This window comes from Candidatus Leptofilum sp., from assembly GCF_965223525.1.
In the GTDB taxonomy this organism is placed as follows: Bacteria; Chloroflexota; Anaerolineae; order Promineifilales; family Promineifilaceae; genus Leptofilum.
Window position 1 is genome coordinate 1,492,773 of the sequence record NZ_OZ245005.1, and the last position, 25,713, is coordinate 1,518,485.

Below are 25,713 nucleotides of genomic sequence, written 5' to 3' on the forward strand. Positions count from 1 at the left end.
GGATTTTTGATGGAAATATTTTCAAGACCAAAGTTAGGCGTCGCCCTTTGGACATTGGGGCAAATGCCGCTGGCGGAATCCGCGCCAATAATCGCTGAAATGAATTACGATGGCGTGGTTTTGCCATTTGCCCAGATCGAATCACCCACCGAAGCCGCACAGATTTTGCAGGACAATCAACTCACTTGCTTTGCCATCACGCCCAACCCGGTAGATTTGGCACACCCAGATACGGCCGTTCACCAACCCGCCATTGCCCACGTAGAAACTGTGATAGAAACGGCCGTTGCCCTGCAAGCCCCCCTCGTCACCCTTCGCAATCTGCCAGGGCGGTTTCGACCCATCACAACCAGAGAAGCGGAGCAGGCGTTGTTTGAAACGGCCGTTGCCCATCTCGCCACCTTTGCCGCCAGGCACAACATTCGGCTTGCAGTTGAGATAGTTAACCGATATGAGAGCTTTTTATGCGTGAAAACGGCCGAAACTGTTGCGATGCTAGACCGCCTCAACCAGCCTCATCTTGGCATTACGCTAAATGCTTTTCACATGAATCTGGAAGAGCAAGATGCCGCTGCCACCACGCGAAGCGTTAGCGACAAGCTGGCACTCTTTTACATGGCTGATTCCAATCGCCAAGCCATTGGTCAAGGTCACCTCAAATTGGGGTTGCACCTCTGGGCGCTGGAAGCTGTGCCAGAGGTGCCAATTATTTTAGAATGCCTGCCCGAAGGCAGCGATCCGTTTGGGGCAGATGTTGGGGCGAACGGCCGTAACATCGTCCTCGAAAGCCTCAAAATTTCCCGCAGTTGGTTCTAATTTGAGGTATAATCGCCCGCTGGAAATATCAAAACACCTTGTAAAACTTAGGAGAAAAAATGTCAGAAAGAAAAAAAGTGCGTGTTGCAATCATAGGTGTTGGTAACTGTGCCAACTCATTGGTGCAAGGCGTTCAATATTACAAAGATGCTGCCGATGACGCCGAAATTCCCGGCCTAATGCACGCCACCGTGGGCGGCTACCATGTACGCGATATTGAATTTTCGGCCGCATTTGATGTGGTGGAAGGCAAAGTAGGCAAAGATTTAAGCGAAGCCATCTGGGCTGAACCCAACAACACCATCAAATTTGCCGAAGTGCCAAAACTTAATGTGCCTGTCTCACGCGGCATGACCCACGATGGCCTCGGCAAATACGTCAAAACCATGGTCAAAAAAGCGCCTGGCCCCACAGACAACATCGTTAAAATTCTTAAAGACACAAAAACGGATGTAATTGTAAACTTCATGCCTGTCGGCTCCGAGATGGCTACCAAATGGTACGTAGAACAAGCATTGGAAGCGGGTTGTGCCTTTGTGAACGGCATTCCAGTCTTTATTGCTAGCTCAGAATATTGGAGCAAGCGTTTTGCCGAACGCGGTATTCCAATTGTGGGCGACGACATCAAAAGCCAGGTTGGAGCAACCATTACGCACCGTGTACTAACAAACCTGTTCAAAGATCGCGGCATTCACATGGATCGTACCTATCAACTTAACTTTGGCGGCAATATGGATTTTTACAATATGCTAGAGCGGGAGCGTTTGGAATCTAAGAAAATTTCCAAGACCAACGCCGTTACTAGCCAGCTACCCTACGATTTAGGGGATGATAACGTGCATGTGGGGCCAAGCGACTACGTCCCCTGGCTCACCGACAGAAAATGGTGCCACATTCGCATGGAGGGGCGCGCCTTTGGCAATGTACCGCTCAACCTGGAACTGAAGCTGGAAGTATGGGATTCACCCAACTCTGCAGGCGTCATGATTGATGCTGTGCGTTGCGCCAAGTTGGCTCTGGATCGCAAAATTGGCGGCCCGCTCATCGCACCATCATCATACTTCATGAAGACCCCACCCGAACAGTTCACCGATGATCAAGCCCGCAAATTGACTGAAGATTACATCGCAGGTGAGGTTTAATTTCGGATTCTGGCGATACGATCTCTATTTGGCAGATGGTGTCATTGGGGAAATTAGCACGAACAAATCACGAACAAATAATATAGAGCGAGCCTGATTGAACAGTACGGCAACTACCTTTGGGAACGTTTTGGCTACGGAAGCTTAATACACTGGCAGATATAACTTATCAGGTGTATTTAACAGCACAAGGAGACAAAATGTATCGTAAAAGTAGAACCAAAATTGTTCCAATTAGTTTGTTTTTTTTGATGATGGTGTCGCTTTTTATCACGGCCGCTTGGAATGGTGGCCCCGGCGGATTTGCTGATCCAAGTGCCCAAAACCCACACCCAGATTTTAATGGGGATGGCTTTGCCGACCTGGCAATAGGGGTACCAAGTGAGGACCTTGAATATACAAACGTTACATATAAAGAAGCAGGCGCTGTTCACGTCGTTTACGGTACAGCCAATGGGTTAGATGCCCTGTCTGCTACTGCCCCTGTTGATGACCAACTACTTCACCGAGGCATTGCCGGGTTGGATCAGCTTGGTATTCAGGATTGGGATAGTTTTGGAAAAGCGTTGACGACTGGAAATTTTAATGGTGATAAGTATGATGATTTGGCAATCGGTGTTCCAAATTCAACAGTTAGTGGTGTAGTGGGGGCTGGTGCTGTCCATGTTGTATATGGTTCAGATAGAGGTCTTGATTTACAAACAGGTGAAGTATGGGCACAGGATATTCCTTTTATGATTAGCGGTGTTGGCGAGACATGGGATGCCTTTGGCAAGGCCTTGACGGCAGGTGATTTTAATGATGATGGCTTTGATGACTTAGTAGTAGGGTCTCCAGATGAAGACGTTAATGGTGACGAAAATGCTGGGGCTATCAATATCATTTATGGCACGGCCAATGGATTGAATCATTTTATGGATGAAATAATCCACCAAGACTCACTCGGCTTTCTGATCACGTCGGCTGAGGAAGACGATTTTTTTGGCCAAGAATTGACCGTGGCAGATTTTGACAATGATGGGATTGAGGACCTTGCTGTGGGCACACCCCGTGAAGACTTTGGTAGGGATTATGAGGACGCCGGTATCGTTTTCATCCTCTTTGGCTCTGAAGGTCACGGTTTGGTTCAGCCTGACGATAGCGTTGATATGCAACCAATACGCGCAGATACTCCCGGTGTTGACAACATAATGGAGGCTGACGATCTATTTGGTCACGCTTTGGCGGCAGCTGATTTTAATGATGACGGGTTTGTTGATCTGGCAATTGGCTCACCCGGCGAAGATCATGGCTTTGGGGAAGATAAGCTAAATGATGCGGGCGCAATCAATATTGTTTTTGGCTCACCTGCGGGCTTAGACCCGTCCAGTGGGGCACCCATTTGGCATCAAGGAAGGGCTGGTATGGAAGGTAATCCCGGCGAAGATGAGGAATTTGGGTTTCATTTAGAGGCTGGGGAGTTTAATGGGGATGGTTATGCTGATTTGGTGATTGCAGTTCCTTATGATCTTCATGAAGATATTGGTCCTGGATATGACGACTACGGCCGTCTCCATATTATGTATGGTGATGCGAATGGCCCAAGCCCAGATAACGACCAGCTCATTGAAGACCCAGCAGGACCCTATTGGCCCAGTCCTTTTGGATGGAATAGAAGTTTTGGATTGGATGTCAATGGAGACGCTATTTTAGAGCTTGCTGTAGGCGTTTCAAGTAGAAACCCAGAAAACAATAATATTACCGGAGGCGTCGTCTATGTATTTAGTAGCGACTTCAACGGCATATCTACAACCAACTATCAGACATTGTATCAGGGGCGAGGTGGATTGCGCGGGAGTCTTGAGACCGGTGATGGTTTTGGCTGGTTGCCCTAATAATCAGTATCGAACCCACATTGTCTAAATCGAGAGAAGCACTTGAGGCGATTCCCTCATAGATAACAACGGGGGCAAGACTTGTCTTGCCCCCGTTGTTATCTATTTTTGGCGTAAGCAAAACAGACTCAAAATATTTGAAGAGTACCTGGACAAAAATACAGCTTGACGCACTAAAAAAGCTATGCTATAGTGCGCGGGCTGCAAAGACAGCAAAACCTTAAAGGAGATAGGCGCAAATGAACATTTTCTATGACAGCATGAAAATCTTGGCTTCTCACGATGCCTTCGGTGGCGTTGCCACCCACTGCGCCTGTGATCGGGTTCCTCCTTTGTGATAAACTTCACAAATAAGAGTTGATGCCAACGGTCACGGCGCTTTTAAGCCCGTGACCGTTTTTTGTTTGTCGCTTTGGACGCCACGGGTACGCCCTGTGGCGTTTTTTATTGCAGAAGAGCGGTGATACCGGACAGAAGGTGTCAACTTTCGTTGATATGCTTAAGTAATAAGGGTCTGATGTTGAAGACAAACCCAAACAAAAATACGGAAATTATCATGAGTATGGAAACGTTTAATCTAAAGGAAACTGTTGTTGGCAATAAATTTGTAGGGCTGTGGCGTTTGCTGAGTGGGTATCAGCTTCTTTACGTGATTGCCATATTGTGTGTGGGCATTGCGGCTTTGGCTCAGACCGGAATTTACTACTTCCTGGGGTATTTCATAGACACAATTTTGCCTGCTGAAAATATGGCACAGCTATTGCCCTGGGTCGCTTTGGGCTTCATTGGGCTGGCTGTGTTGCAGGGTTTGTTCACCTTTGCTGGCGGTCGGTTGGCGGCTAGAACGTCTGAAAAGGCAGTGTTGAGGATTCGTGACTTTTTGTATGACCACATCCAGCGGCTGACCTTTACTTACCACGACAATATGCAAACCGGTGAGTTGCTCCAGCGTTCTACATCTGATGTAGACACGGTACGGCGGTTGTTCTCTGAGCAGACGGTAGGGATTGGCCGGATTGTGCTGCTGTTTGTGGTGAATTTCATCGCGCTGCTGACGATTGACGTGGGACTGGCGTTTTGGTCCATTGTGGTGATTCCGGTGGTGCTGCTGATCTCGCTCTTCTTTTTTGTGAAGGTGGGGAAGGCGTATGAGCATTTTCAGGAGCAGGAAGCGTCGCTCTCTAACCGTTTACAAGAGAATCTTTCTGGCGTGCGGGTGGTGAAGGCGTTTGCCCGGCAGCAGTTTGAGACGGAGATGTTTGAGGGTGAAAACCACGAAAAGTATCAGCGAGGACGCCGTTTGACGATGATGCACGCGCTGTATTGGCCTTCGACAGACATTCTTTGTGGTATGCAGATGTTACTGGGTTATTACTTGGGCGCACAGTTGGCTATTGACGGCACGATTACGGCTGGTGCTTACATTGCCTACGTTGGCTTTGTAACGCAGATTATTTGGCCGATTCGCAACCTGGGTCGGTTGATTGCTGATGTTTCGACAGGTTTGGTGAGTTACGGCCGTATCCTCCAAATCGTTAACCAAAATCGTGAACCGATTACCGAAGGAACCCATCGTCCTGCACAGCCCGTGCGGGGTGCGGTGCGCTTTGAAAACGTGAACTTTACTTATGAAGGTGAGGAAGACCAGGTGCTGCACGACATCTCTTTTGCGGTGGAACCGGGGCAGGTGGTGGCGCTGTTGGGCGGCACTGGCTCTGGCAAGACATCGCTGGTGAATTTGCTGCCCCGTTTTTATGGGTATACAGACGGCCGTATTCTGCTGGACGACGTTGAGCTGAAAGCGTACCCGCGCGACTACCTGCGGCAGCAGATTGGTATTGTGATGCAGGAACCGTTTCTGTTTTCACTGTCTATTCGGGACAACATTACCTATGGCGTGACCCGTGAGGTAACGGATGCCGAGGTGGAAGCTGCGGCGCGGGCGGCGGCGGTGCATGAGGTTATCCTCTCTTTCCCGAATGGGTACGAGACGATGGTGGGCGAACGGGGCGTGACGCTCTCTGGTGGCCAGAAGCAACGGGTGACACTGGCGCGCACCTTCTTACGCAATCCACGCTTGCTCATTCTGGATGACGCGACCTCTTCTGTGGACACGGAGACGGAGGCGGAAATTCGGGAGGCGTTGGATCGGTTGATGGAATCACGGACAACGTTTTTGATTGCCCATCGGATTCAGAGCGTGATGGATGCGGATTTGGTACTGGTGTTGGAAAACGGCCGTATCGTCCAGCGTGGCACACATGCAACATTGGTTAACGTGCCTGGCACGTACCAGCGAATCTACGAATTGCAGTCTCGCATTGAAGATGAGCTGGAAGCTGATTTGGCAACTGTGGCAATAAATGGAAACCAGAATGGCTACCATAAGCTGCCGCAGGCTGGCGACTAAAAGCAGGTAATTAGTCATTGGTAATGACCCAATGACTAATTACCCAATTACGAGAAAATCTAATGTCTGAACATTATTTTGAAGAGGAAGAATTTGATAGTCAGGTAAATGGTGAAACGATTCGCCGCATTTTGCGGGTGGGTTTGAATTATTGGCCGTATATGGTGACGTTTTTGGTGTGCATTACGGCCGTTGCCCTCATCGAATCGTACTTTACCTTTTTAACCAAGCGGATGATTGACGAGGGCATCGTGGCCCGTGATTTGGACGCATTGCGCTCGTTGGCGATTCAGTATGGCGCCTGGTTTCTAATCTTTGCCCTGTTTGTCTTTGGCTTCATCATTACCGCTGGGTATCTGGGGCATCTGGTGCAGTACGATTTGCGTAAGCAGATGTTTGCCCATTTGCAAAAGCTGCCGCTTGCATACTATGACCGCACGGCCGATGGCTGGATCATGTCTCGTGTGACGTCCGACGCAGTGCGCGTGGGTGATTTGGTCTCTTGGGGCTTTTTGGATACAGCCTGGACTATTACTAGCATTTTGACTGCCTTGGGCTTTATGTTAGTAATCAACTGGAAGCTGACGCTGCTGGTTGTGTTGATGATTCCCGCGCTGTGGAAGGTGGCTATCACCTTCAAGCAACGCATCCTAACGGAGTACCGCAAGGTGCGGAAGCTGAACTCCAAAATCACCGGAGCCTATAGTGAGAGCATCAACGGTGTGCGCGTGGTCAAATCTTTGGGGCGTGAGCAGAAGAATCTGCAACAGTTCCAGGAGATAACTGGCGACATGTACCAGGCATCTTACCGGGCGGCGTGGCTATCGGCGCTGTTTTTGCCAGCGGTGCAGTTGGTGAGTGCCAGCGGAATTGCCGCCATTGTCTGGTTTAGCGGCTTGCAGTTTGAAGCTGGGGGCATGACGATTGGTGGTTTGCAGGCGTTCATCTCTTACGTCACCTTCATGCTCTGGCCGATTCAGCAGATGGCACAGGTGTATGCCAGTATGCAGCAAGCCGTTGCTTCTGGTGAGCGCATCTTCTCGCTGCTGGACACTGAGCCAGAGATTGTGGATGCGGCCAAGGCGATTGATCCGGACGGCATTCGCGGCGATATTGTGTTTGACAATGTCTTTTTCCAATATGAGGAAGGCAAGCCAGTGCTGGAAGATTTCTCGCTGCGGATTCCGCAAGGGGAGACGGTGGCGCTAGTGGGGCCGACGGGTGCTGGTAAATCTACGTTGGTTAATCTGATTTGTCGGTTCTATGAACCTACGGCAGGCCGGATTTTGATCAACGGGCAAGATTACACGCAGCTAACCCAACATGCGATTCAGTCGCGGATTGGGATGGTGCTGCAAACGCCGCATCTGTTTTCTGGCACGGTGCTGGATAATTTGCGCTACGGCCGTCTCGATGCCACGGACGCCGAGGTTGAAGAAGCTGCCAAACTGGCCGGCGCCCACGACTTCATTATGAAGCTGGAGAAAGGCTACAAGACCGAAGTTGGCGAGGGCGGGGTTTTGCTCTCCGTTGGTCAGAAGCAGCTCATCAGCTTGGCGCGGGCCATTTTGGCGCAGCCAGACATCTTCATCATGGACGAGGCGACGAGTTCGGTAGACACGCTGACAGAGGCGTTGATCCAGCAAGGGATGGAGGCTTTGATGAACGGCCGTACCAGCTTCATCATCGCCCACCGGCTGTCTACCATCAAAAATGCAGACCGGATCATGGTCATTGAAAACGGTGGCGTCTCTGAAATGGGCACCCACGCTGAACTGATCCGGGCGCGTGGCCATTACTACAATCTGTACACCAAGCAATTCCGCGACGAGCGTGAGCAGGTGTATGGGCTGGATGGCACTTTGATCGGTAATCCGTAAATGGTAAACGGTGATCGGTTAGGTTTGACCGATTACCGTTTACTGATAACCGATTACCCAAAAAGGACGGGATACAATGAATACGCAAAAGAATGAATTACGAGCAGTTTTACAAGCGCTGGCGCTGCCAGTGACAGGACAACTGCGCCTGTATCCCAATGAAGTATGCAAAGTTAGCCGATTGATACAGGCGTTTGAACAAAGTGAGACTGTCTTTTTAACGAAATGGGAAACTTGTTTGACGGAGGCCCAAACGGCCGTGCTAGCATCGCTACGGCGCGAGTTGCAGAATTTATGTCAAGAGGCAGACCATGTTTGCACAGATGTGGCATTGCGCCAAAATGCAAGATGGCAGCGGGTACGCTTATTAGCACGTGCTGCCCTGGTTACGTTTGGGTGGTCTCTTGTGGGTATACGTAAACTGAGTAAAATTTAGGCATGACTTACCTGGAAAAACTCAAATCTATTCAAGAAAAAAATAGCTCCTGGCTCTGTATTGGGCTAGATCCATCTTTGGAGCGGCTGCGCGTTGATTTTCGCAAGTGGGACGAGCCTATCTTGCCCTACAATCGCGCCATTATTGACGCCACGGCCGATTTGGTCTGTGCCTACAAACCCAACCTGGGTTTTTACCTGCAATGGGGAGCTGCAGGCGTCATTGCTCTGGAACGCACTATCGCTTACATTCCCCAGCACATCCCGGTAATTTTAGATTGCAAAACGGGCGATATTGGTCACACGCAAGCTGCCTGGGCAACTGGCCTCTTCGATGAATGGCAGGTAGATGCGGTGACGGTGAATCCATTTGTGGGTGCAGAAGCCGTTCTGCCCATGATTGAAGACCGCCCTGACAAAGCGGTTTACATTCTGGCTCGCACCTCAAACAAAAGCGCACTTCATTTTCAAGGAGAACTGCGCCAGGAAAGCGGCCTGTCGGCGGATGTGCTGCGTCAAAGCCAAAGCTGGTCAACTGCCGGGCACAAGGGGTATGTGGTTGGTGCCACATATCCAGAAGAATTAGCCATTGCTCGCCGTCTGGCTCCGCAAGCCAACTTTCTTGTTCCGGGCATTGGGGCGCAGGGGGGCAGTTTGGTAACGGCCGTACGGCATGGGCCAGATGCAGTGGCGGGTCCCGTTATTAGCGCCAGTCGTAGCATTATTTACGCTTCTGGCGGTGAAGATTTTGCCGAAGCTGCCCGCAACGCTGCCCTGCAATTGCGCGAAAAAATTAACCAGCTACGTTCGTAGAATCAAACGGCCGTTTTGACCATCATGTAGGAGGAAAGTACGGATGGAAACGGCCGTTTCCCAGTCCCAACTCGTAAGTAAGCTGGTAAGATATCTTCATTAAACTACCCAGGACTAAAAATAGTCTGCGTCAACATCAAAAGTAAGCAAAAGGCTGGCACTTGCCACATTTTGCCGTTACGAATATCTCCCACCTGAGCCCCACTAGAATTCATCACATCACCTGGGTTTACAATGTGAGGAGCCACTACAAAGGCAAATTGTGGCTTGCAGAATCAAACAGCCCACTTTTGATTTTGTGATGAAAAATTCCTAAGCAGTACTTTTTTTTGACCTAAATATTTGTTCAATCGGCATTGATGCAGACTGCCTAGTCAATTTAATACCGATTTGCCACAAATTTTGACGTTTTATCAAACTGCCTGCGTATTTATAACAACGCTCCCTCTAGGCACACCGTTTCTATTGGCAACAATTGAGGAAGGATTGATGACCGACCAAACCAATACCCACCAAGTAACGCTCAATTACTATACACTCCAAGATTTACGTACTATTGCCGACAGTACCCCTCGCCTTGAACTCCATCCAGACGTCATTGCCAAAATTGAAGCCGGGGCACAGTTTGTGTTGGAAAAAGCGGCCGAAGATCGCTACATCTACGGCACCAATACCGGCTTCGGCTCCCTCTGCGAAACCCGCGTGGAAGATGAAGAGATGGAGCTGCTCCAATATAATCATGTGATTTCCCACGCCGTTGGCGTTGGCGAGATTGTGCCAGAAAAACTGTCTCGGCTGATGCTGTTCATCAAGCTGCTCACCTTCCGCACCGGGCATACCGGCATCTCCATTGACCCTGTTCAACGCTTAATTGATATGTGGAACAACGATATTGTTCCGGCTATTCCCAAAAAAGGCACCGTGGGGGCTAGCGGCGATTTAGCACCCTTGGCACACATGGCGCTGCCGTTGCTCGGTTTGGGCAAAGTGCATTACAAAGGCGAAGTTGTTGACTCGGCAACTGTTTTGCAAGCGATGAGCTGGGAACCGCTTAAGCTCAAGCCAAAAGAAGGGCTGGCTCTGACCAACGGCGTGCAGTACATCAATGCCCGTGGCGCACTGGCACTGATGCGGATTGAAGAAATGGTGAAAACGGCCGATCTCTTTGCCGCTATGAGTTCCCAAGCATTTAGCACTTCAGAAACGTTTTACCAGGCACCCTACCACGAGACGACATACCATCCCGAACGCAAAACCGTCGCGGCTAACTTCCGCAATGTGCTAGAAGGCAGCAATCATTACGAACTGCCCACCTGCAACAACTCAAAGCAAGACCCGTACTCCTTCCGCTGCATTCCCCAGGTACATGGGGCCATTCGCCAGGCGGTCAACTTTGCCATAGACATCATCGAAAAAGAGTGCAATGGCGTTTCCGATAACCCGCTCTTCTTCCCGGAAAGCAACCAAATTTTGTTTGGCGGCAATCTGCATGGTGAATCTACCGCGTTAGCTTTAGATTTTGTAGCGATGGCAACCAGTGAGATGGCCTACATCTCGGAGCGACGCACCTATCAGTTACTTTCCGGGATGCGTGGTTTGCCCGACTTTTTGGTAAACCAGCCGGGCCTCAACTCTGGCTTTATGATTGTGCAATATACGGCCGCTGCCCTGATGAACGAGAACAAGGTGCTATGTACTCCCGCCAGCGTAGACACAATTCCCACTTGCCAACTACAGGAAGACCATGTGAGCATGGGCGGCACCTCCTCCTACAAGTTAGAGACGATTGTGGATAACGCCGAATATATTTTGGGCATTGAACTGCTAACGGCCGCACAAGCCATAGATTTCAACAAGCCACTCCAGCTCTCCCCAGCCACGCAAAAGCTGTATGATGAATTCCGGCAGCATTTCACCTTCATGGAGCGGGATCGGGTGATGAGCGACGACATGGAACGCGCCCGCACCTACTGCGCCGAAAATCGCGCCAAATGGATCGCGCAGTTTAGCTTGGCCTAAATCTTAATGGTGATTTAAAGGAACGCTCCCGAAGATGGATAAAAATCCTTCGGGAGAGCCTTCATTATCATTCGGGCTTTTGAAGCAGCCGCATTCGACGGTTTAACTTCAAAAGTCTCGGATCTGTTTTGCAATTTAGCGAGGAACGGCCGTATCCATGACACAAACAATGAACCAACGAACCTTGCCTTTGCTGCCAGAAAATTCACTGGCGCTGTTTGTGCTGTTGCTGTATCGTTACAGTGGGGAAGAGGAAGTAAATTTCTCTCTAAATGGTGAGCCAACGACCGTTGTTGTGGATAGCGGCTCGCCATTTCCTACGCTCGCACAAGCTGTTGATGATGGTACGGCCGTTCTCTCCCTCACCGATCCGCAAAATTTGCCCACATTGGCACGGAGCCTTCACCAAAAATTACCTGCCACAGGTGAGCAGCCCATTCTCACTTTCGATGTGAACAGCGGGGTTTTGTCATACGCCGCCGCTCTTTTTGATGAGGCGACAATTGACCGCTTGGCGGGACATTGGCAAACGTTGGGGCAGGCAGTTGAAGCGCAACCAGAAACGGCCGTTTCCCAACTCCCAATCCTGACCCAACAAGAACAAAACCAACTGCTCAACGAGTGGAACGACACCAAGCAATACGAATACCCCGGCCTGCACCAGATGTTTGAACACGTCGTGGCGGAAGCCTCCGACAGCTTGGCGATCACTTTTGAAGATCGGGAAATTAGCTACGGGGAACTGAACGGCCGTGCCAACCAAATTGCCCACGCCCTCATCAAAATGGGGGTGAAACCCCAAGATCGCACCGCCATCATGCTGGAAAATGGCCCGCAGCAAGTTGAGGCTCTTTTTGGCGTGCTGAAGGCTGGCGGCGTCTTCGTCTGCCTCGATCCCCATTACCCCACCCACCGACTGCAGGCCATCCTGGACGAAGCCCAGCCCGCCCGGTTCATTCTCGAAGCAAGCTGCCTGGAACGTCATGATGCCCTGCTGGCAAGCCTGCCCAGCGGTTGCGACCTGCTGGCGATTGATAATTTCAATCCGGCGGAAACATCTTTTAGCGGCACTGTTTTTGGGTCTGATTTTATTGAATCGTGCAGCGAAACCAATCCTCATTTGGACTTGCGGCCTACCGATCCGGCCTACATCGTTTACACTTCCGGCTCGACAGGTAAGCCGAAGGGCATCTTGCAGTCCCATCTCAGTTTTTGCCAATTTGTAGATTGGCAGAGCCGCTACTTTGGCATTGTGGCGCCGCAGCGGTTTGCTCAGTGGGCTTCCATTGCCTACGATGCCTCCTACTGCGAAATTTTTGGCACGCTTTGCTTTGGTGCCACGCTGTGCATGGCCCCAGCGATGACGCGCTTTAATCCGCAGGGGCTGATTGATTGGGTGCGGGAAGCCGAGATTACGATATTGCAGATCGTCCCCAGCTTCTGCCGCCAGATGCTACAAATTTTGGAAAATGAACCGAGCCACAATGGCACTCATCCGCTGCCCACCGTACAAATGCTGCTGCTGGCGGGCGAAATTTTGCCTGTTGATTTGGCTCACGCTTGGCTCAATCGTTTTCCCAACCCGGCGAAGCTGTTCAACTTGTATGGCCCATCCGAATCTGTCCTGGCAACGTACCACGCCATTCCTAAAGTGGAACCTGACCAGCGAGCCATTTCTGTGGGACAAGCCATTGACGGCCGTCAACTCCTCATCCTCGATAAAAACCTGCAGCTTTGCCCGATTGGGGTGCGCGGCGAACTGTACATTCGCAGCCCATACCTCACCGAGGGGTACATCGAACGCCCCGACGAGATGGCCGCCAAGTTCATCCAAAACCCGCTGCACAACGACTTTCCTGACCGCGTTTATCGCACAGGCGATATGGGTCGCTGGCTGGCCGATGGCACGATTGAGTTTTACTGCCGTCTCGACAACCTCGTTAAATTGCGGGGGATGCGGGTGGAATTGGGCGACATCGAAACCGCCCTGCGCGGGCATGAAGCCGTGCAAAACTGCGCCGTCGTGGTGCGAACCGTCACCCGTGACAAGAGCCGCCTCATCGTCAAAGACCGCGAAACGCGTAGCAAAAGCACCGCCAGCGAGCAGCAAATTCTCATGGCCTACTACACGGCGGAACGGCCGCTTTCCGGTTACGAACTCCGCACATTTTTAGAAGAGCTGCTGCCGCCGCACATGATTCCGCAGCAGTTTGTGCAGCTAAACGAGCTGCCCTACAACGCCAACCACAAGCTCGATCTCCGCGCCTTGCCGAAGCCGCAAAACCTGCGCCCCGACTTGCGCCAGCCCTACCTTGCCCCGCGCAACAAGCTGGAAGAAACGATTACCGACATCTGGCAAGATGTGTTGGGCATTGATCGCGTGGGCGTGGACGATGGCTTTTTTGAGCTGGGTGGCGACTCGCTGCTGGCGATGCAGGTGCTAAACCGCACCCGCGAGGCAACCCAGGCCAAACTCTCCTTCCGCCACCTGTTTGAAAAGCAGACGGTGGCAAAGTTGGCAGAATTGGTTGGGGAAGCGCGAGAGGAAACGGCCGTTCCACCATCAATTACCCCACAAGAAATCCGCGACCATTACCCCCTTTCTGTTGCCCAGCAAGGCATATGGTTTTTGTGGAAATTAGAGCCAGACAGCCCCTACTACACCGCCCAGGGCGTGATTCATCTACGCGGCGAGGTGGACGTGGCCATTTTGCAGCGTGCCTGGCAAACCCTCATTGATCGGCACGTTATTTTACGGGCGAAATTTGGTGTGGATGAAAACGGCCGTCCCGTCCAAGCCTTCCCCCAGCGACAAGATGAGCTGCAACTGATCGATCTCACCCACCTGTCAGCCGACGAACGAGAACACTATCTCAAAGCCTTCATGTACGAAAAAGGACAGCAGCCGCTCCACCTGGAGAAGCACAATCTGCTGCAAGCCAACCTGTTCAAGCTGGCCGAAGACAGCTACGACATGCCCATCACCTTCCACGAAATCACCCTCGATTTGTGGGGCTGGTCCAACATGATCCAGGATTTGGGCGCACTGTACGATGGCTTCCGGCGCGGCGAGGACAATCCGCTGCCACCGCTGCCCCTCACCTTTGCCGATTACGTTTTGTGGGAAAGCGAAGCCATCACCAAAACCACCTTGCAAACGCAAGAAGCATACTGGCAAGAACAGTTGGCTGGTGAACTGCCCGTCCTCAGTCTACCAACCGACCGACCGCACCCCGCCCATCCCACTTTCCGGGGAGAGGCTCAAGCGGTGATGCTGGATGCGGAGCTAACCGCCCAGCTAAAAGCGTTGAGCCAGCAGCAGGGCGCGACCCTGTTCATGACCATGCTCACCGCCTTCAACATCATGCTGCGACTCTATGCGGGGCAAGATGATTTGATTGTGGGCGCACCGCTGGCCAACCGCACCCGCGACCACGCCGAAGAGCTTGTTGGCTTCTTCCTCAATATGCTGCCCTTGCGAACCAAATTTAGCGCAGACCCTAGCTTTGCCGAACTTTTGGCGCAAGTGCGCGACACGGTGACGGGCGCAATTTCCAACGCCGAATATCCCTTTAGCTGGATGCTGGAGTGGGCAAAAACCGCCCGCGACGTGAGCGTCTCCCCGGTCTTCCAGGTGATGTTTAACATGCTCAATTTGCCGCAGTCCAGCGTGGCATTAGACGATCTCTCGTTGAGCTTTAGCGAGTTGGAAACGGGCTACATCAAGTACGATCTTGTCCTGTACGCCCACGAACATGGTGACGAAATTTTCTTGCAGTTGGCCTACCTGACGGATTTATTTGACGCGACAACGATTGAGAGAATGCTGAACAATCTGGTGGTGATTTTGCGGCAGGCGGTGGTTAATTTGGAACGGCCGTTATCCACCCTCACCCTCATCACCGAAGCTGAACGCCAAACCATCCTGCACGATTGGAACCAAACCGCCCAAGATTTTGGCAACGAGTTGACCATCGCTGAACTGTTTGAGCAGCGGGCGGCTCAAACGCCAGAAGCCACTGCCCTCGTCTGCCAAAACAAGACGATGAGTTACGCCGATCTGAACCAGCAGGCGAACCAGTTGGCGCATCATCTGCGCCAGAATGGGGTGGGGCAGGGCAGCTTCGTCGCCATTTGCACCGAACGTTCGTTTGAAATGATGGTTGGGCTGCTGGGCATCTTCAAGGCAGGTGGTGCCTACGTCGCCCTTGACCCAGATTACCCGATGGCGCGGCTGCAAGACATTTTGAACGACACCCGGCCGGAGATTTTGCTGGTTCAAGAATCGGTAGACCATTTTGCCAACTTTACCGGCACAAAAATCTGTTTGGAACGGGATTGGGCAGTAATTGACCAGCAACCAACCACTAACCTGACTAGCATAACCACGCCCAGCGACCTGATCAACATCGTCTACACTTCATCCACCACAGGCAAGCCAAAGGGCGCACGGATTCCGATGAGTGCGGTGCTGAACCGACTATTTTGGATGTGGGATGAGTACCCATTTGTGGCGGGGGATACGGTCGTCCTGCAAAAATCATACGCGCTTGTGGCTGCCACCTGGGAACTGTTCGGCGCCTTGCTCAAAGGCATTCCCACCCTTATTTTGCAGCCAGAAGACGTGCGCGACGCGGATTTGCTCTGGCAGGAACTAACAACCCATAAGGTGACGCATCTGCTTTCCTCCCCGGCGCTGATCGAAAATGTGCTGCAAGCGGCCGCACGCGAGGAAACCCGCTGGGACAGCCTGCGTTTTGCCACCACCAGTGCCGAACCTATCTCCCCGGCGATGGTGCAACGCTGGAAGCGTACCTTCCCCGGCGTGCCGCTACTCAATTTGTACGGTTCCACCGAATGTTCCTCCAACGCCACCCAATTTGATGCTGCCACTTTGCCAGAAACGGCCGTGCGCGTCCCCATCGGCAAACCCTTGCCCAACATCCAAGTCTACGTCCTTGATAGCAACCTCCAGCCCGTTCCCATCGGTGCCACTGGCGAACTGTGCGTCTCTGGTGCCTGTTTGGCCGATGGCTACTTGAATTTGCCGGAACTCAGCGCAGAGAAATTCATTCCGTTATCCGTAATCGGTAAACCTTTATCGGTAAACCATAAACCGGTCACCGGTCACCAATCACCGACTACTGTTTACCGGACTGGCGATCTCGCCCGTTGGCGCAGCGACGGTCAGCTAGAGCTGGTCGGGCGGCAAGATTATCAGGTGAAGATTCGCGGCTTCCGCGTGGAGCTGAATGATATTGAGTCGGTGCTGTTGGAACATGAAGCCGTGAAGAAATGTGCTGCTGCCCTGGCGGATGTGGACAATGCCCGCAAGCGACTGGTTGCTTACGTGGAACCTGCTGCAGATGTGCAGCCAGAAGCGTTGCGTGATTACTTACGTAATCGTCTTCCTGGCTATATGGTTCCCAGCGACTTTTTCCTGCTAGATAAGCTGCCGCTGGGGCCAACGGGCAAAATTAATCGCAAAGCGTTGCCGTCGCCGGATGAATTTGAGGTGGATATTGTGGAAACGGCCGTGCGGGCCACCACACCTCTACAAATCACTCTGGCCAACATCTGGCAGCCGCTGCTGGGGCGGGAGTGGATTGACATTCACGCCAATTTCTTTGATATAGGCGGCCACTCCCTACTGGCAACGCAGGTTGTCTCCCGCATTCGGGATCAGCTAAACGTGGAGCTATCGCAGCGTCGCTTTTTTGAAATACCCACCATCGCTGAATTAGCGATTGAAATTGAGCAAATGCAGGCGGAAACGGCCGCTTCAGCCGCCGATGAAATGGCAGATTTAATGGCCGAATTGGACAACCTATCTGATGAAGAGGCCGAAGCGCTGTTGGCACAATTGATGGCCGAAGAATAAAAACAGTAGGACGTACCCTCGTGTGCGCCCTGGAGTGGGCAGACACGGAGGTCTGCCCTTACCAAGCCGATAAATTTTAGGTAGTTGCATGACAAACCAACCAACCGAGCAGAATAAGGCAAATGACCGCCTGGCGGGACTTTCCCCGGCCAAGCGGGCTTTGCTGGAAATGAAACTGAAGCAAAAACAAGCGCAGGCTGCGCCACAGGGCATCACCCGCCGCGAGGACGAGGTGGCTGCGCCACTTTCCTTTGCCCAGCAGCGGCTCTGGTTTTTGGAGCAGCTTGAGCCTGGCAGCCCTGCTTACCATATCCCGGCCATTTTTCAGCTAACGGGTGAGTTGGACGTAGCCGCACTCACCGCCAGCCTGAACGAAATTGTGCAGCGGCATGAGGCCTTGCGGACGACGTTTACGGCCGTTAACGGCCAACCCGCCCAGCAAGTCACTGAAAACGTCACCATCACCGTCCCCGTTGAAGATTTGCAGAGCTTGCCCACCGAGCAGCGCGAAGCTGAAATTGCTCGCCTGACTGCTGATGAGACGAGACGGCCGTTTGACCTCACCACCGATTCTCTGCTACGCGCCTGTTTACTTAAGCTGGCTCCCAACGAGCATCGGCTCATCCTCACCATGCACCACATCGCCTCCGATGGTTGGTCACGAGGGGTATTGCTGAACGAGCTATCGGTGCTGTATAAGGATTTTTTGGCTGGGGAACGATCATCCCTCACCCCGCTGCCCATCCAATACGCCGATTTTGCCGTTTGGCAGCGAGATTATTTGCAAGGCGAACGGCTGCAAAAGCAGCTAACCTACTGGAAAAACCTGTTAGCCGATGCGCCGCCACGTCTGGAATTGCCCACCGATTTTCCTCGTCCGGCTGTGCAAGAATATCGTGGCAATCACCTGCCATTGCAAATTAACCAGACGTTGTATGAAGAACTCAAGCGCGTTAGCCAAGAAGCAGGCGCGACACTCTTCATGACCCTGCTCACCGCCTTCAACGTTCTGCTTTACCGCTACAGTCGCCAGGAAGATATTGTCGTCGGCTCGCCCATTGCCAACCGCACCCGCGCCGAAATCGAAGGGCTGATTGGCTTTTTTGTCAACACGCTCGTCCTACGTACCGATTTGTCTGGCAATCCCACCTTTTTAGAGCTGCTGGCGCAGGTCAAAAACACGACACTGGACGCTTACGACCATCAGGATTTGCCTTTTGAGAAGCTGGTGGAAGAGCTTCAGCCAGAACGTGCCCTCAGCTACAATCCCATTTTCCAGGTGATGTTTGTCCTGCACAACGCCACAGGCGCATCCGCGCAGATGCCCGGCCTCACCGTCACGCCGCTGGAGGCCGACACGGGCACGTCCAAGTTTGATTTGGCACTGTCATTAGTGGACGAAGCGGACGGGATGACGGGTTATTTGGAATACAACGTTGATCTCTTTGCCGAGGCGACGATGCGCCGCTTTTGGCAACATTTCCAGATACTGCTCACCAGTATTGCCCAAAACCCATCCCAGCCAATTGGTAATTTGTCGCTGATGGATGCCGTTGAGCAAAAGCAGGTGGTGGTGGATTGGAATGAGACAACGGCCGTTTACCCTCAAATCCCCGTCCACGAACAGTTTGAACAACAGGCTGCCCAAATGCCAGAGGCCGTGGCGGCAGAATTTCCTAACCGACGCGTCACTTATGCCGAGCTAAACCGCCGCGCTAATCAATTAGCCCACGCCCTGCAAAAGCAAGGCGTAGCTCCCGACGTGAAGGTGGCTTTGTCGGTAGAGCGGTCGCTGGAAATGCTGGTGGGTCTGCTGGGTATCCTCAAGGCGGGCGGAACCTACGTGCCGCTCGACCCGACCTATCCGCAAGAGCGGCTGGCCTACATGCTGGCCGATTCCGAGGCAAAAGTGCTCCTGACCCAGCGTAATTTGCTGCCCAACATGCCCGATCATCAAGCCAAAATACTTTGTTTGGACGCTGATTGGGACAACATCGCCCAGGAAAGTGAAGAAAATCCAACGAGTGGCGTGACGCTCGATGACCTCATTTACATTATTTACACCTCTGGCTCAACGGGCAAGCCGAAGGGCGTAGCGTTACCCCAGCAAGCCATTGCCAATCTGCTGGCCTGGCAGCTACAAAACACAAGCTGCGGTGTGGGTGACAAAACGCTTCAATTCACCACCCTCAGCTTCGATGTAAGTTGCCAGGAGATTTTTGCCACGCTGTGCAGCGGTGGCACGCTAGTGATGATTGATGAAGAAATCCGGCGTGATCCGGAGCAGTTGGCACAATTAGTGGCTGACAGGCAAGTGAACCGCATCTTTTTGCCTTTTGTGGCCTTGCAGCAGTTGGCTGAAGCCTTTGCCACCCAGCCAAATTTGGATTTGCATCTGCGCGAACTCATCACGGCGGGCGAACAGCTGCAAACCACACCGCCCATCGTGGCTCTGTTTGAGCGGCTGCCCAACTGCACGTTGGCAAACCATTACGGCCCCTCGGAAACGCACGTCGCCACTGCCTACGACTTGCCTGCCGACCCCAGCATCTGGGATGCGCTGCCGCCCATCGGCAAACCGATTGCCAACACGCAAATTTATTTGGTTGATCCCTTTATGCAGCCCGTGCCCATCGGCGTTCCCGGCGAACTGCTCATCGGCGGCGACAATGTGGCGCGAGGGTATTTGAATCGGTCAGAGTTGACGGCGGAGCGGTTTATAAATTATGAATTAGGAATTATGAATGATGAAGAAGATGACCCATTCATAATTCATAATTCATCCCTCTTAATTTACAAAACTGGCGATTTAGCCAGGTTCCGAGCCGACGGCAACATCGAATACCTGGGTCGGATTGATCAGCAGGTGAAGATTCGTGGGTTCCGCATTGAGCCGGGGGAAATTGAGGCGGTGTTGAGTGAACATGAGGCGGTGCGGGAAACGGCCGTTCTGGCCAAATCAGACCCATCAGGCAACAAGCGGCTAATCGCCTACGTTGTCGCCCAGCCGGAGCAAACGGCCGATGCGCTGACGCTGCGATCCTTTTTGAAAGATCGTCTGCCGGAGTACATGGTTCCCTCGCTGGTGATGCTGCTAGACGAGATGCCGTTGACGCCGAGCGGTAAAATCAACCGCCGCGGCTTGCCAGAACCGGATGAGTCGGCCAGAGCCGTGGTGCAGGAATTTGTGGCTCCGCGAACGGCCGTCGAAAGCATCGTCGCCAAAGTGTGGGTGGAAATCCTCGGCGTGGAAAAAGTGGGCGTGAAGGACAACTTTTTCGACTTGGGCGGACACTCTTTGTTGGCAACCCAAGTGATTTCGCGCCTGAAATCATCTTTCAAAACCAATTTGCCACTGCGGAGCTTGTTTGAATCGCCAACCATAGGGGAGTTGGCCGCGGCGATTGTGGCATTGGAAAAACAGCCGGGGCAGGCTGAGAAAATTGCGGGCGTGCTGCAAAAATTAGGTGGCATGACCCCAGAGCAGATGAAGCAACTATTGGAAGCTAAGCGACAAGCGGGAGCAACAACTTAATGGATTTTGATGCAGTACCTGACCCGGCGGAGCTGTCTGCCGAGGAGCTGGCGCTGCTGGAGATGATGTTGGCCGAAGAAGGGGTGGACACGTCCACTGAGCCAACTATTCCGCAGCGCGGCAATTTAGAAAAATCACTTTTGTCTTTTGCCCAGCAGCGGCTCTGGTTTTTAGAGCAGCTAGAGCCGGGCAGTCCAGTGTACCATATTCCGGCGGCGTTTCGGCTGCGTGGGGTGGTGGATACGGCCGTACTCCAATCAACTCTCAATCAACTCGCCCAGCGGCACGAATCGCTGCGGACTGTTTTTGTAGCTGAAGATGGCACGCCATTCCAAAAGGTGCTGCCGGAGATTGAGCTGCCGCTCAATGTGCTAGATTTGCGAAAGATCGCCGACAACGAGCAGGTGGCTGAAAAGCAGCTATTTGCGGAAACGCAACGGCCGTTTAACCTGAAACTTGGCCCGCTCTTCCGCACCACTGTCTTTCAGCTAGCAGATGATGATGTCATCATTTTGTTCATGATGCACCACATCATCTCCGATGGCTGGTCTATGGGTGTGCTGTTTGGGGAGTTATCGGCCGTTTACAATGCCACTCTCCGCCAGAGAACTGCTAACCTGCCCGACCTGCCCATCCAATATGCCGATTTTGCTGAATGGCAACGAAATTGGCTGCAAGGCGATGTGCTAGACGAGCAAATTGAATATTGGAAAAGCCACCTGCACGGTGCACCAACCCTGTTGGAATTGCCGCTAGATAAACCCCGCCCGAACAGTAAAACATTTGTTGGGCAGCGGCAGGCGGTGACGCTGGACAAAACAGTCGCCGATGGGTTGCAAAAGCTGGCGCGGCAGGAAGGTGCTACATATTTTATGGCGGTGTTGGCAGCATTTAAGGTGCTGTTGGCACGATACAGTGGGCAGGAGAGCGTGGTGGTTGGTTCACCCGTAGCCAACCGCAACCGTGCCGAGATTGAAGGGCTGGTTGGCTTTTTTGTCAATACGCTTGCGCTGCACACGGATGTGAGCGATGCGCCCACGTTCCGCCAGCTTTTGGCGCGGGTGAAAGAAGGTGCGCTGGGTGCCTATGATCATCAGGATGTGCCGTTTGAGAAGTTGGTGGAAGAGCTTCAGCCAGAGCGTTCCCTCAATTACAACCCTGTTTTTCAGACGCTGTTTACGCTGGAAACGGCCGTACGCGCCCCCTTGCAGCTAGATGGGGTGGTGAACGGCCGTTCCCTCGAAGTAGATTTTGGGGCAGCTAAATTCGATCTTAGCCTCTCGCTGACGGCTGCGGAGGAAGGGCTGACCGGCTCATTTGTGTACAACGTGGATCTGTTTGAGCCACAAACATTGGCGCGGATGGCGGGGCATTTCCAAACGTTGGCTGCGGCAATTGTGGCTGATCCAGACATGCCGATTACCCAGCTTGAAATGCTCACGGAGGCCGAGTGGCAGCAGTTAGTGGCCTGGAACGATACGGCCGTTTCCTACAACCATCCCGTCCCTACCGTACACCAACTGTTTGAGCTGCAAGTTGAAAAAACGCCAGACAAACTGGCACTCATCTACGAATATGATGAATTTACGTATCGGCAGCTAAATGAGAGGGCGAATCAGTTAGCCCATTACCTGCAAAAGCAGGGTGTTGGCCCGGAAACATTGGTTGGCATTTCTGTCGAGCGGTCGCCGGACATGGTGATTGCTTTGCTTGCCATTTTGAAGGCGGGTGGGGCCTATTTGCCGCTCGACCCAACCTACCCGCAAGAGCGGCTGGCCTACATGTTGGCTGATTCTGGCGTGAAGACGCTGCTCACTCAAAAGCCGCTTTTGCCAGATTTGCCTGAGAGCGATGCGGCCGTATTTTTGTTAGACAATGATTGGCACAAAGTAGAAAACGAACCCATCACCAACCCAGACAGCAGCGTAAGCCCGGAAAATCTAGCCTATGTCATCTACACTTCCGGCTCGACGGGACGGCCAAAGGGGGTGCTCGTCACGCATCGCGGCATTCCCAACCTGGCCGAAGCTCAAATCGAGGCATTTGGCCTAACCCCAGAGAGCCGTTGCCTGCAATTTGCCAGCTTTAGCTTTGATGCCTCCGTCTCAGAAGTGACCACCACGCTGCTGGCCGGAGCCACGCTGGTGCTGGCACCGCAGCGCAGTATGATGCCCGGCCCCGCGCTCATCCACCTGCTGCGCGACAAGGAAATCACGGTTGTCACTCTGCCGCCCTCTGCCCTAGCCGTCATGTCGCCCGATGAGTTGAGCGGCGTAAAATCAATCATCTCGGCAGGGGAAGCCTGTTCGGCAGAGATTGCGGCCAAATGGGCACCAGGCCGCCGCTTTGTCAATGCGTATGGCCCCACCGAGGCCACTGTTTGCACCACAATGATCATTGTGGAAGATGGCGAACGCACCCCGCCGATTGGCAAGCCCATCAACAACTTCCAAACGCTGGTGCTGGATGCCAACCAGCAGCCGCTGCCGCAGGGCATTCCTGGTGAACTGTACATTGGCAGCGAACTGGCGTTGGCGCGGGGCTACCATAATCGGCCGGAACTTACCGCTGAACGGTTTGTGGAATTAAGAATTAGGAATTATGAATTAGGAAATAGTCGTAAATGGTACAAGAGTGGTGATTTGGTGAAGTGGTTGCCGGATGGGTCGCTGGAGTTCTTGGGTCGGATTGATCATCAGGTGAAAGTGCGGGGGTTCCGTATTGAGCTAGGTGAAATTGAGACGGCGTTACGGGAGCATACGGCCGTAAAAGAGGCCCTCGTTCTCGCCCGCGAAGATAATCCGGGGGACAAGCGTTTGGTCGCCTATTTGCTTTCAGCCAATGGCTCAACCCCTTCGCCCACCAACTTGCGTAGCTTTTTGCAAGAAACCTTGCCAGATTACATGGTGCCGAATTCATACGTATCGCTGAAATCGTTCCCCATTTCGCCCAATGGCAAGGTAGACCGCAAAGCGTTGCCTGCACCGTCGCAGGATGTGGCCAGCCGCGAAAGTAGCTATGTTGCGCCGAGTAGTCGCGTAGAGCAGCAGTTGGCGGCTATTTGGGAAGAGATTTTAGGCATTCCGCAAGTGGGAATCCACGACAACTTCTTCTCGCTAGGTGGCCACTCACTGTTGGCAACGCAGGTATTTGCCCAAATTGACCGAAAAATTGTGAAGGGATTGCCCATCACTTTATTGTTCCAATATCCAACGGTGGCACAGTTGGCCGAGGTGATTGAAAAGCAACGGCCGTCTGACGCCTGGTCTGCCCTTGTTCCTATCAAAGAAGGTGGTAATCGCCCGCCGTTTTACATGGTTCATGGCGGCGCGGGGCATGTGTTCAACTACCAAAAATTGGCGGATGGTTTGGCAGAGGACCAACCTTTCTATGGCGTGCAGCCGCCAGATTGGACTGGGAACCGGGTTGCACCACCCAAAGTTGAAGCGTTAGCCCAAAAATACGTTGCCGAAATTCGCCAATTCCAGCCAGAAGGGCCTTACTATTTGGGCGGCTTCTGCTTTGGCGGCATGGTTGTCTACGAGATGGCGCGATTGTTGCAGGAAGCTGGGCAAAAAGTCGCCGTGTTGGCTCTGGTCGAGCCATCAGCTCTGGGTACGCGGAAGGAGTTGTATGTACCTAACCAGGAAGGCGTGGGGCCCAATGTTGGGGAGATGCCTCTGTTTGGCTACGATAAAAATGTGCCACAATCATTCCTGGGCAAGGTGCGACGTGCCGGATTTGGCATTGTCATGCGTTCCCGTCGCCGCCTGATGCGCTCAATGAAAAAGGTGAAACGACTGGTTTTTGCCATTTACGTGGCCAGCGGTGCGCCCATTTTGCGGCGACATCGAGATTACTATTTGATGGAATTTGTTACGGGTAAGTCGCGGAAGCTGTATCGCCCAGATGGCTCCTTCCGTGGGCAGCTTGATATGTTCACGGTGCGGCGCGGCCGGTTTATGAACCAATCGCTTGGCTGGGACAAGGTGGCTTCTGGCGGCGTAGAAATGTGCCAATATGAGACGGATCACATCGGCGTGATTCAAGAGCCAGTGGTGCAGGAAGTAGCCAGCGCGTTGCAAGCGCGGCTTGATGAGGCGCAGAAAGCAAATGGCTGACTCACCCTGGTTTGCGTACCATCGGCCAAATGACCAGGCTGCACTGCGGCTGTTTTGTCTGCCTCACGCTGGTGGCGGTGCCGGAGCTTACCGCACTTGGGTAGATGGGCTAGCTCCAGAAATTGAGGTGCTGCCAGTGCAGCCACCAGGCCGCGAAACGCGCTTTTTGGAACGGCCGTACCAATCCATCGAACCATTGCTGGATGAATTGATGGCGGCGATACGGCCGTTGCTCAATAAACCATTCGCCTTTTTTGGGCATTCACTCGGCGCACTGATTGGTTTTGAATTGGCACGGCGGCTGCGGCAGGAAGATATTGTGCCACAACAGCTGTTCGTGTCTGGCTATGGCGCACCCCACCTGCCCGTAAAGCTGCCCTCCATGCACCATCTGGATGATGCTGATTTTGCCGCCGCTTTGCAGGATTTGGACACGGTGCCAACGGCCGTTTTGCAAAATGAGGAGCTATTTGCTCTGCTGCTCCCCATGCTCCGTGCCGATTTTGCCGTGTACGAGCAATATCAATTTGATGAAGCCGAGCCGCTCAATTGCCCGATCACAATGCTAGGTGGCGAGGCCGATCCGCTGGTGCCGCCGGAAAACCTGGCGGAATGGGCGGTTCACTCAAGCTCCCCGGGCAAAATGCACCTGTTTTCAGGCGATCATTTTTATTTGCAAGGGCAAGAAACGGCCGTGTGGCAGGTTATTCGGCAAAGTTGCTTGGCGCAGCAACCCTCATAAACAAGATTGCCGTATTGCGTAGGTGACCTTTTTTACGCGATACGA

Annotated in this window: 12 protein-coding genes; all 12 read left to right on the forward strand. The window is 52.8% G+C overall.

The genetic code is table 11. From position 1 onward, the window contains the following. Positions 1–9 precede the first annotated feature (9 nt). The 12 genes from ACOQPM_RS23560 (at position 10) to ACOQPM_RS23615 (ending at position 25,668) form a co-directional block, all read left to right on the forward strand. Positions 10–816 carry a sugar phosphate isomerase/epimerase family protein gene (locus tag ACOQPM_RS23560; protein WP_420630839.1) on the forward strand — a complete coding sequence of 269 codons (807 nt, stop codon included), beginning with the start codon at positions 10–12 and terminating at the stop codon, positions 814–816. Positions 817–875: 59 nt separating this feature from the next. Beyond that, on the forward strand, positions 876–1,958 hold the full coding sequence (locus ACOQPM_RS23565) for an inositol-3-phosphate synthase (RefSeq protein WP_420630840.1): 1,083 nt from the start codon (positions 876–878) through the stop codon (positions 1,956–1,958). 200 nt (positions 1,959–2,158) lie between these two features. Beyond that, positions 2,159–3,832 (forward strand): hypothetical protein, encoded by a 1,674-nt coding sequence (locus tag ACOQPM_RS23570; RefSeq protein ID WP_420630841.1) that lies wholly within the window; start codon positions 2,159–2,161, stop codon positions 3,830–3,832. A 556-nt stretch (positions 3,833–4,388) separates the two neighbouring features. Beyond that, positions 4,389–6,242, forward strand: coding sequence for an ABC transporter ATP-binding protein (locus tag ACOQPM_RS23575; RefSeq protein WP_420630842.1), 1,854 nt, complete (start codon positions 4,389–4,391; stop codon positions 6,240–6,242). A gap of 62 nt (positions 6,243–6,304) precedes the next feature. Further along, positions 6,305–8,122 (forward strand): ABC transporter ATP-binding protein, encoded by a 1,818-nt coding sequence (locus ACOQPM_RS23580; protein ID WP_420630843.1) that lies wholly within the window; start codon positions 6,305–6,307, stop codon positions 8,120–8,122. Between the two features lie 76 nt (positions 8,123–8,198). Continuing rightward, entirely contained in the window at positions 8,199–8,558 is a 360-nt protein-coding gene (locus ACOQPM_RS23585) for a hypothetical protein (protein ID WP_420630844.1), read from the forward strand. 2 nt (positions 8,559–8,560) lie between these two features. Then, the gene (pyrF, locus tag ACOQPM_RS23590) at positions 8,561–9,370 is read left to right on the forward strand and encodes an orotidine-5'-phosphate decarboxylase (protein WP_420630845.1); all 810 of its coding nucleotides are present in this window, start codon (positions 8,561–8,563) and stop codon (positions 9,368–9,370) included. Between the two features lie 489 nt (positions 9,371–9,859). Next, complete coding sequence (gene hutH, locus ACOQPM_RS23595; RefSeq protein WP_420630846.1) at positions 9,860–11,389, forward strand: histidine ammonia-lyase; 1,530 nt, start codon at positions 9,860–9,862, stop codon at positions 11,387–11,389. A 169-nt stretch (positions 11,390–11,558) separates the two neighbouring features. Further along, positions 11,559–17,270 (forward strand): amino acid adenylation domain-containing protein, encoded by a 5,712-nt coding sequence (locus ACOQPM_RS23600; protein ID WP_420630847.1) that lies wholly within the window; start codon positions 11,559–11,561, stop codon positions 17,268–17,270. 88 nt (positions 17,271–17,358) lie between these two features. Then, positions 17,359–20,805, forward strand: a complete 3,447-nt coding sequence (locus ACOQPM_RS23605; protein ID WP_420630848.1) for a non-ribosomal peptide synthetase — start codon at positions 17,359–17,361, stop codon at positions 20,803–20,805. Then, a complete protein-coding gene (locus ACOQPM_RS23610; RefSeq protein ID WP_420630849.1) occupies positions 20,805–24,926 on the forward strand; it encodes a non-ribosomal peptide synthetase in 4,122 nt (1,373 codons plus the stop codon). The genes ACOQPM_RS23605 and ACOQPM_RS23610 overlap by 1 nt, the downstream gene beginning before the upstream one ends. Then, positions 24,919–25,668, forward strand: coding sequence for a thioesterase II family protein (locus ACOQPM_RS23615; protein WP_420630850.1), 750 nt, complete (start codon positions 24,919–24,921; stop codon positions 25,666–25,668). The genes ACOQPM_RS23610 and ACOQPM_RS23615 overlap by 8 nt, the downstream gene beginning before the upstream one ends. Positions 25,669–25,713: the final 45 nt, after the last annotated feature.

Coding starts and splice junctions, on each gene's coding strand:
- ACOQPM_RS23570 (WP_420630841.1), top strand. CDS start 2,159: ATGTATCGTAAAAGTAGAACCAAAATTGTTCCAATTAGTTTGTTTTTT.
- ACOQPM_RS23565 (WP_420630840.1), top strand. CDS start 876: ATGTCAGAAAGAAAAAAAGTGCGTGTTGCAATCATAGGTGTTGGTAAC.
- ACOQPM_RS23585 (WP_420630844.1), top strand. CDS start 8,199: ATGAATACGCAAAAGAATGAATTACGAGCAGTTTTACAAGCGCTGGCG.
- ACOQPM_RS23615 (WP_420630850.1), top strand. CDS start 24,919: ATGGCTGACTCACCCTGGTTTGCGTACCATCGGCCAAATGACCAGGCT.
- hutH (WP_420630846.1), top strand. CDS start 9,860: ATGACCGACCAAACCAATACCCACCAAGTAACGCTCAATTACTATACA.
- pyrF (WP_420630845.1), top strand. CDS start 8,561: ATGACTTACCTGGAAAAACTCAAATCTATTCAAGAAAAAAATAGCTCC.
- ACOQPM_RS23600 (WP_420630847.1), top strand. CDS start 11,559: ATGAACCAACGAACCTTGCCTTTGCTGCCAGAAAATTCACTGGCGCTG.
- ACOQPM_RS23605 (WP_420630848.1), top strand. CDS start 17,359: ATGACAAACCAACCAACCGAGCAGAATAAGGCAAATGACCGCCTGGCG.
- ACOQPM_RS23575 (WP_420630842.1), top strand. CDS start 4,389: ATGAGTATGGAAACGTTTAATCTAAAGGAAACTGTTGTTGGCAATAAA.
- ACOQPM_RS23580 (WP_420630843.1), top strand. CDS start 6,305: ATGTCTGAACATTATTTTGAAGAGGAAGAATTTGATAGTCAGGTAAAT.
- ACOQPM_RS23610 (WP_420630849.1), top strand. CDS start 20,805: ATGGATTTTGATGCAGTACCTGACCCGGCGGAGCTGTCTGCCGAGGAG.
- ACOQPM_RS23560 (WP_420630839.1), top strand. CDS start 10: ATGGAAATATTTTCAAGACCAAAGTTAGGCGTCGCCCTTTGGACATTG.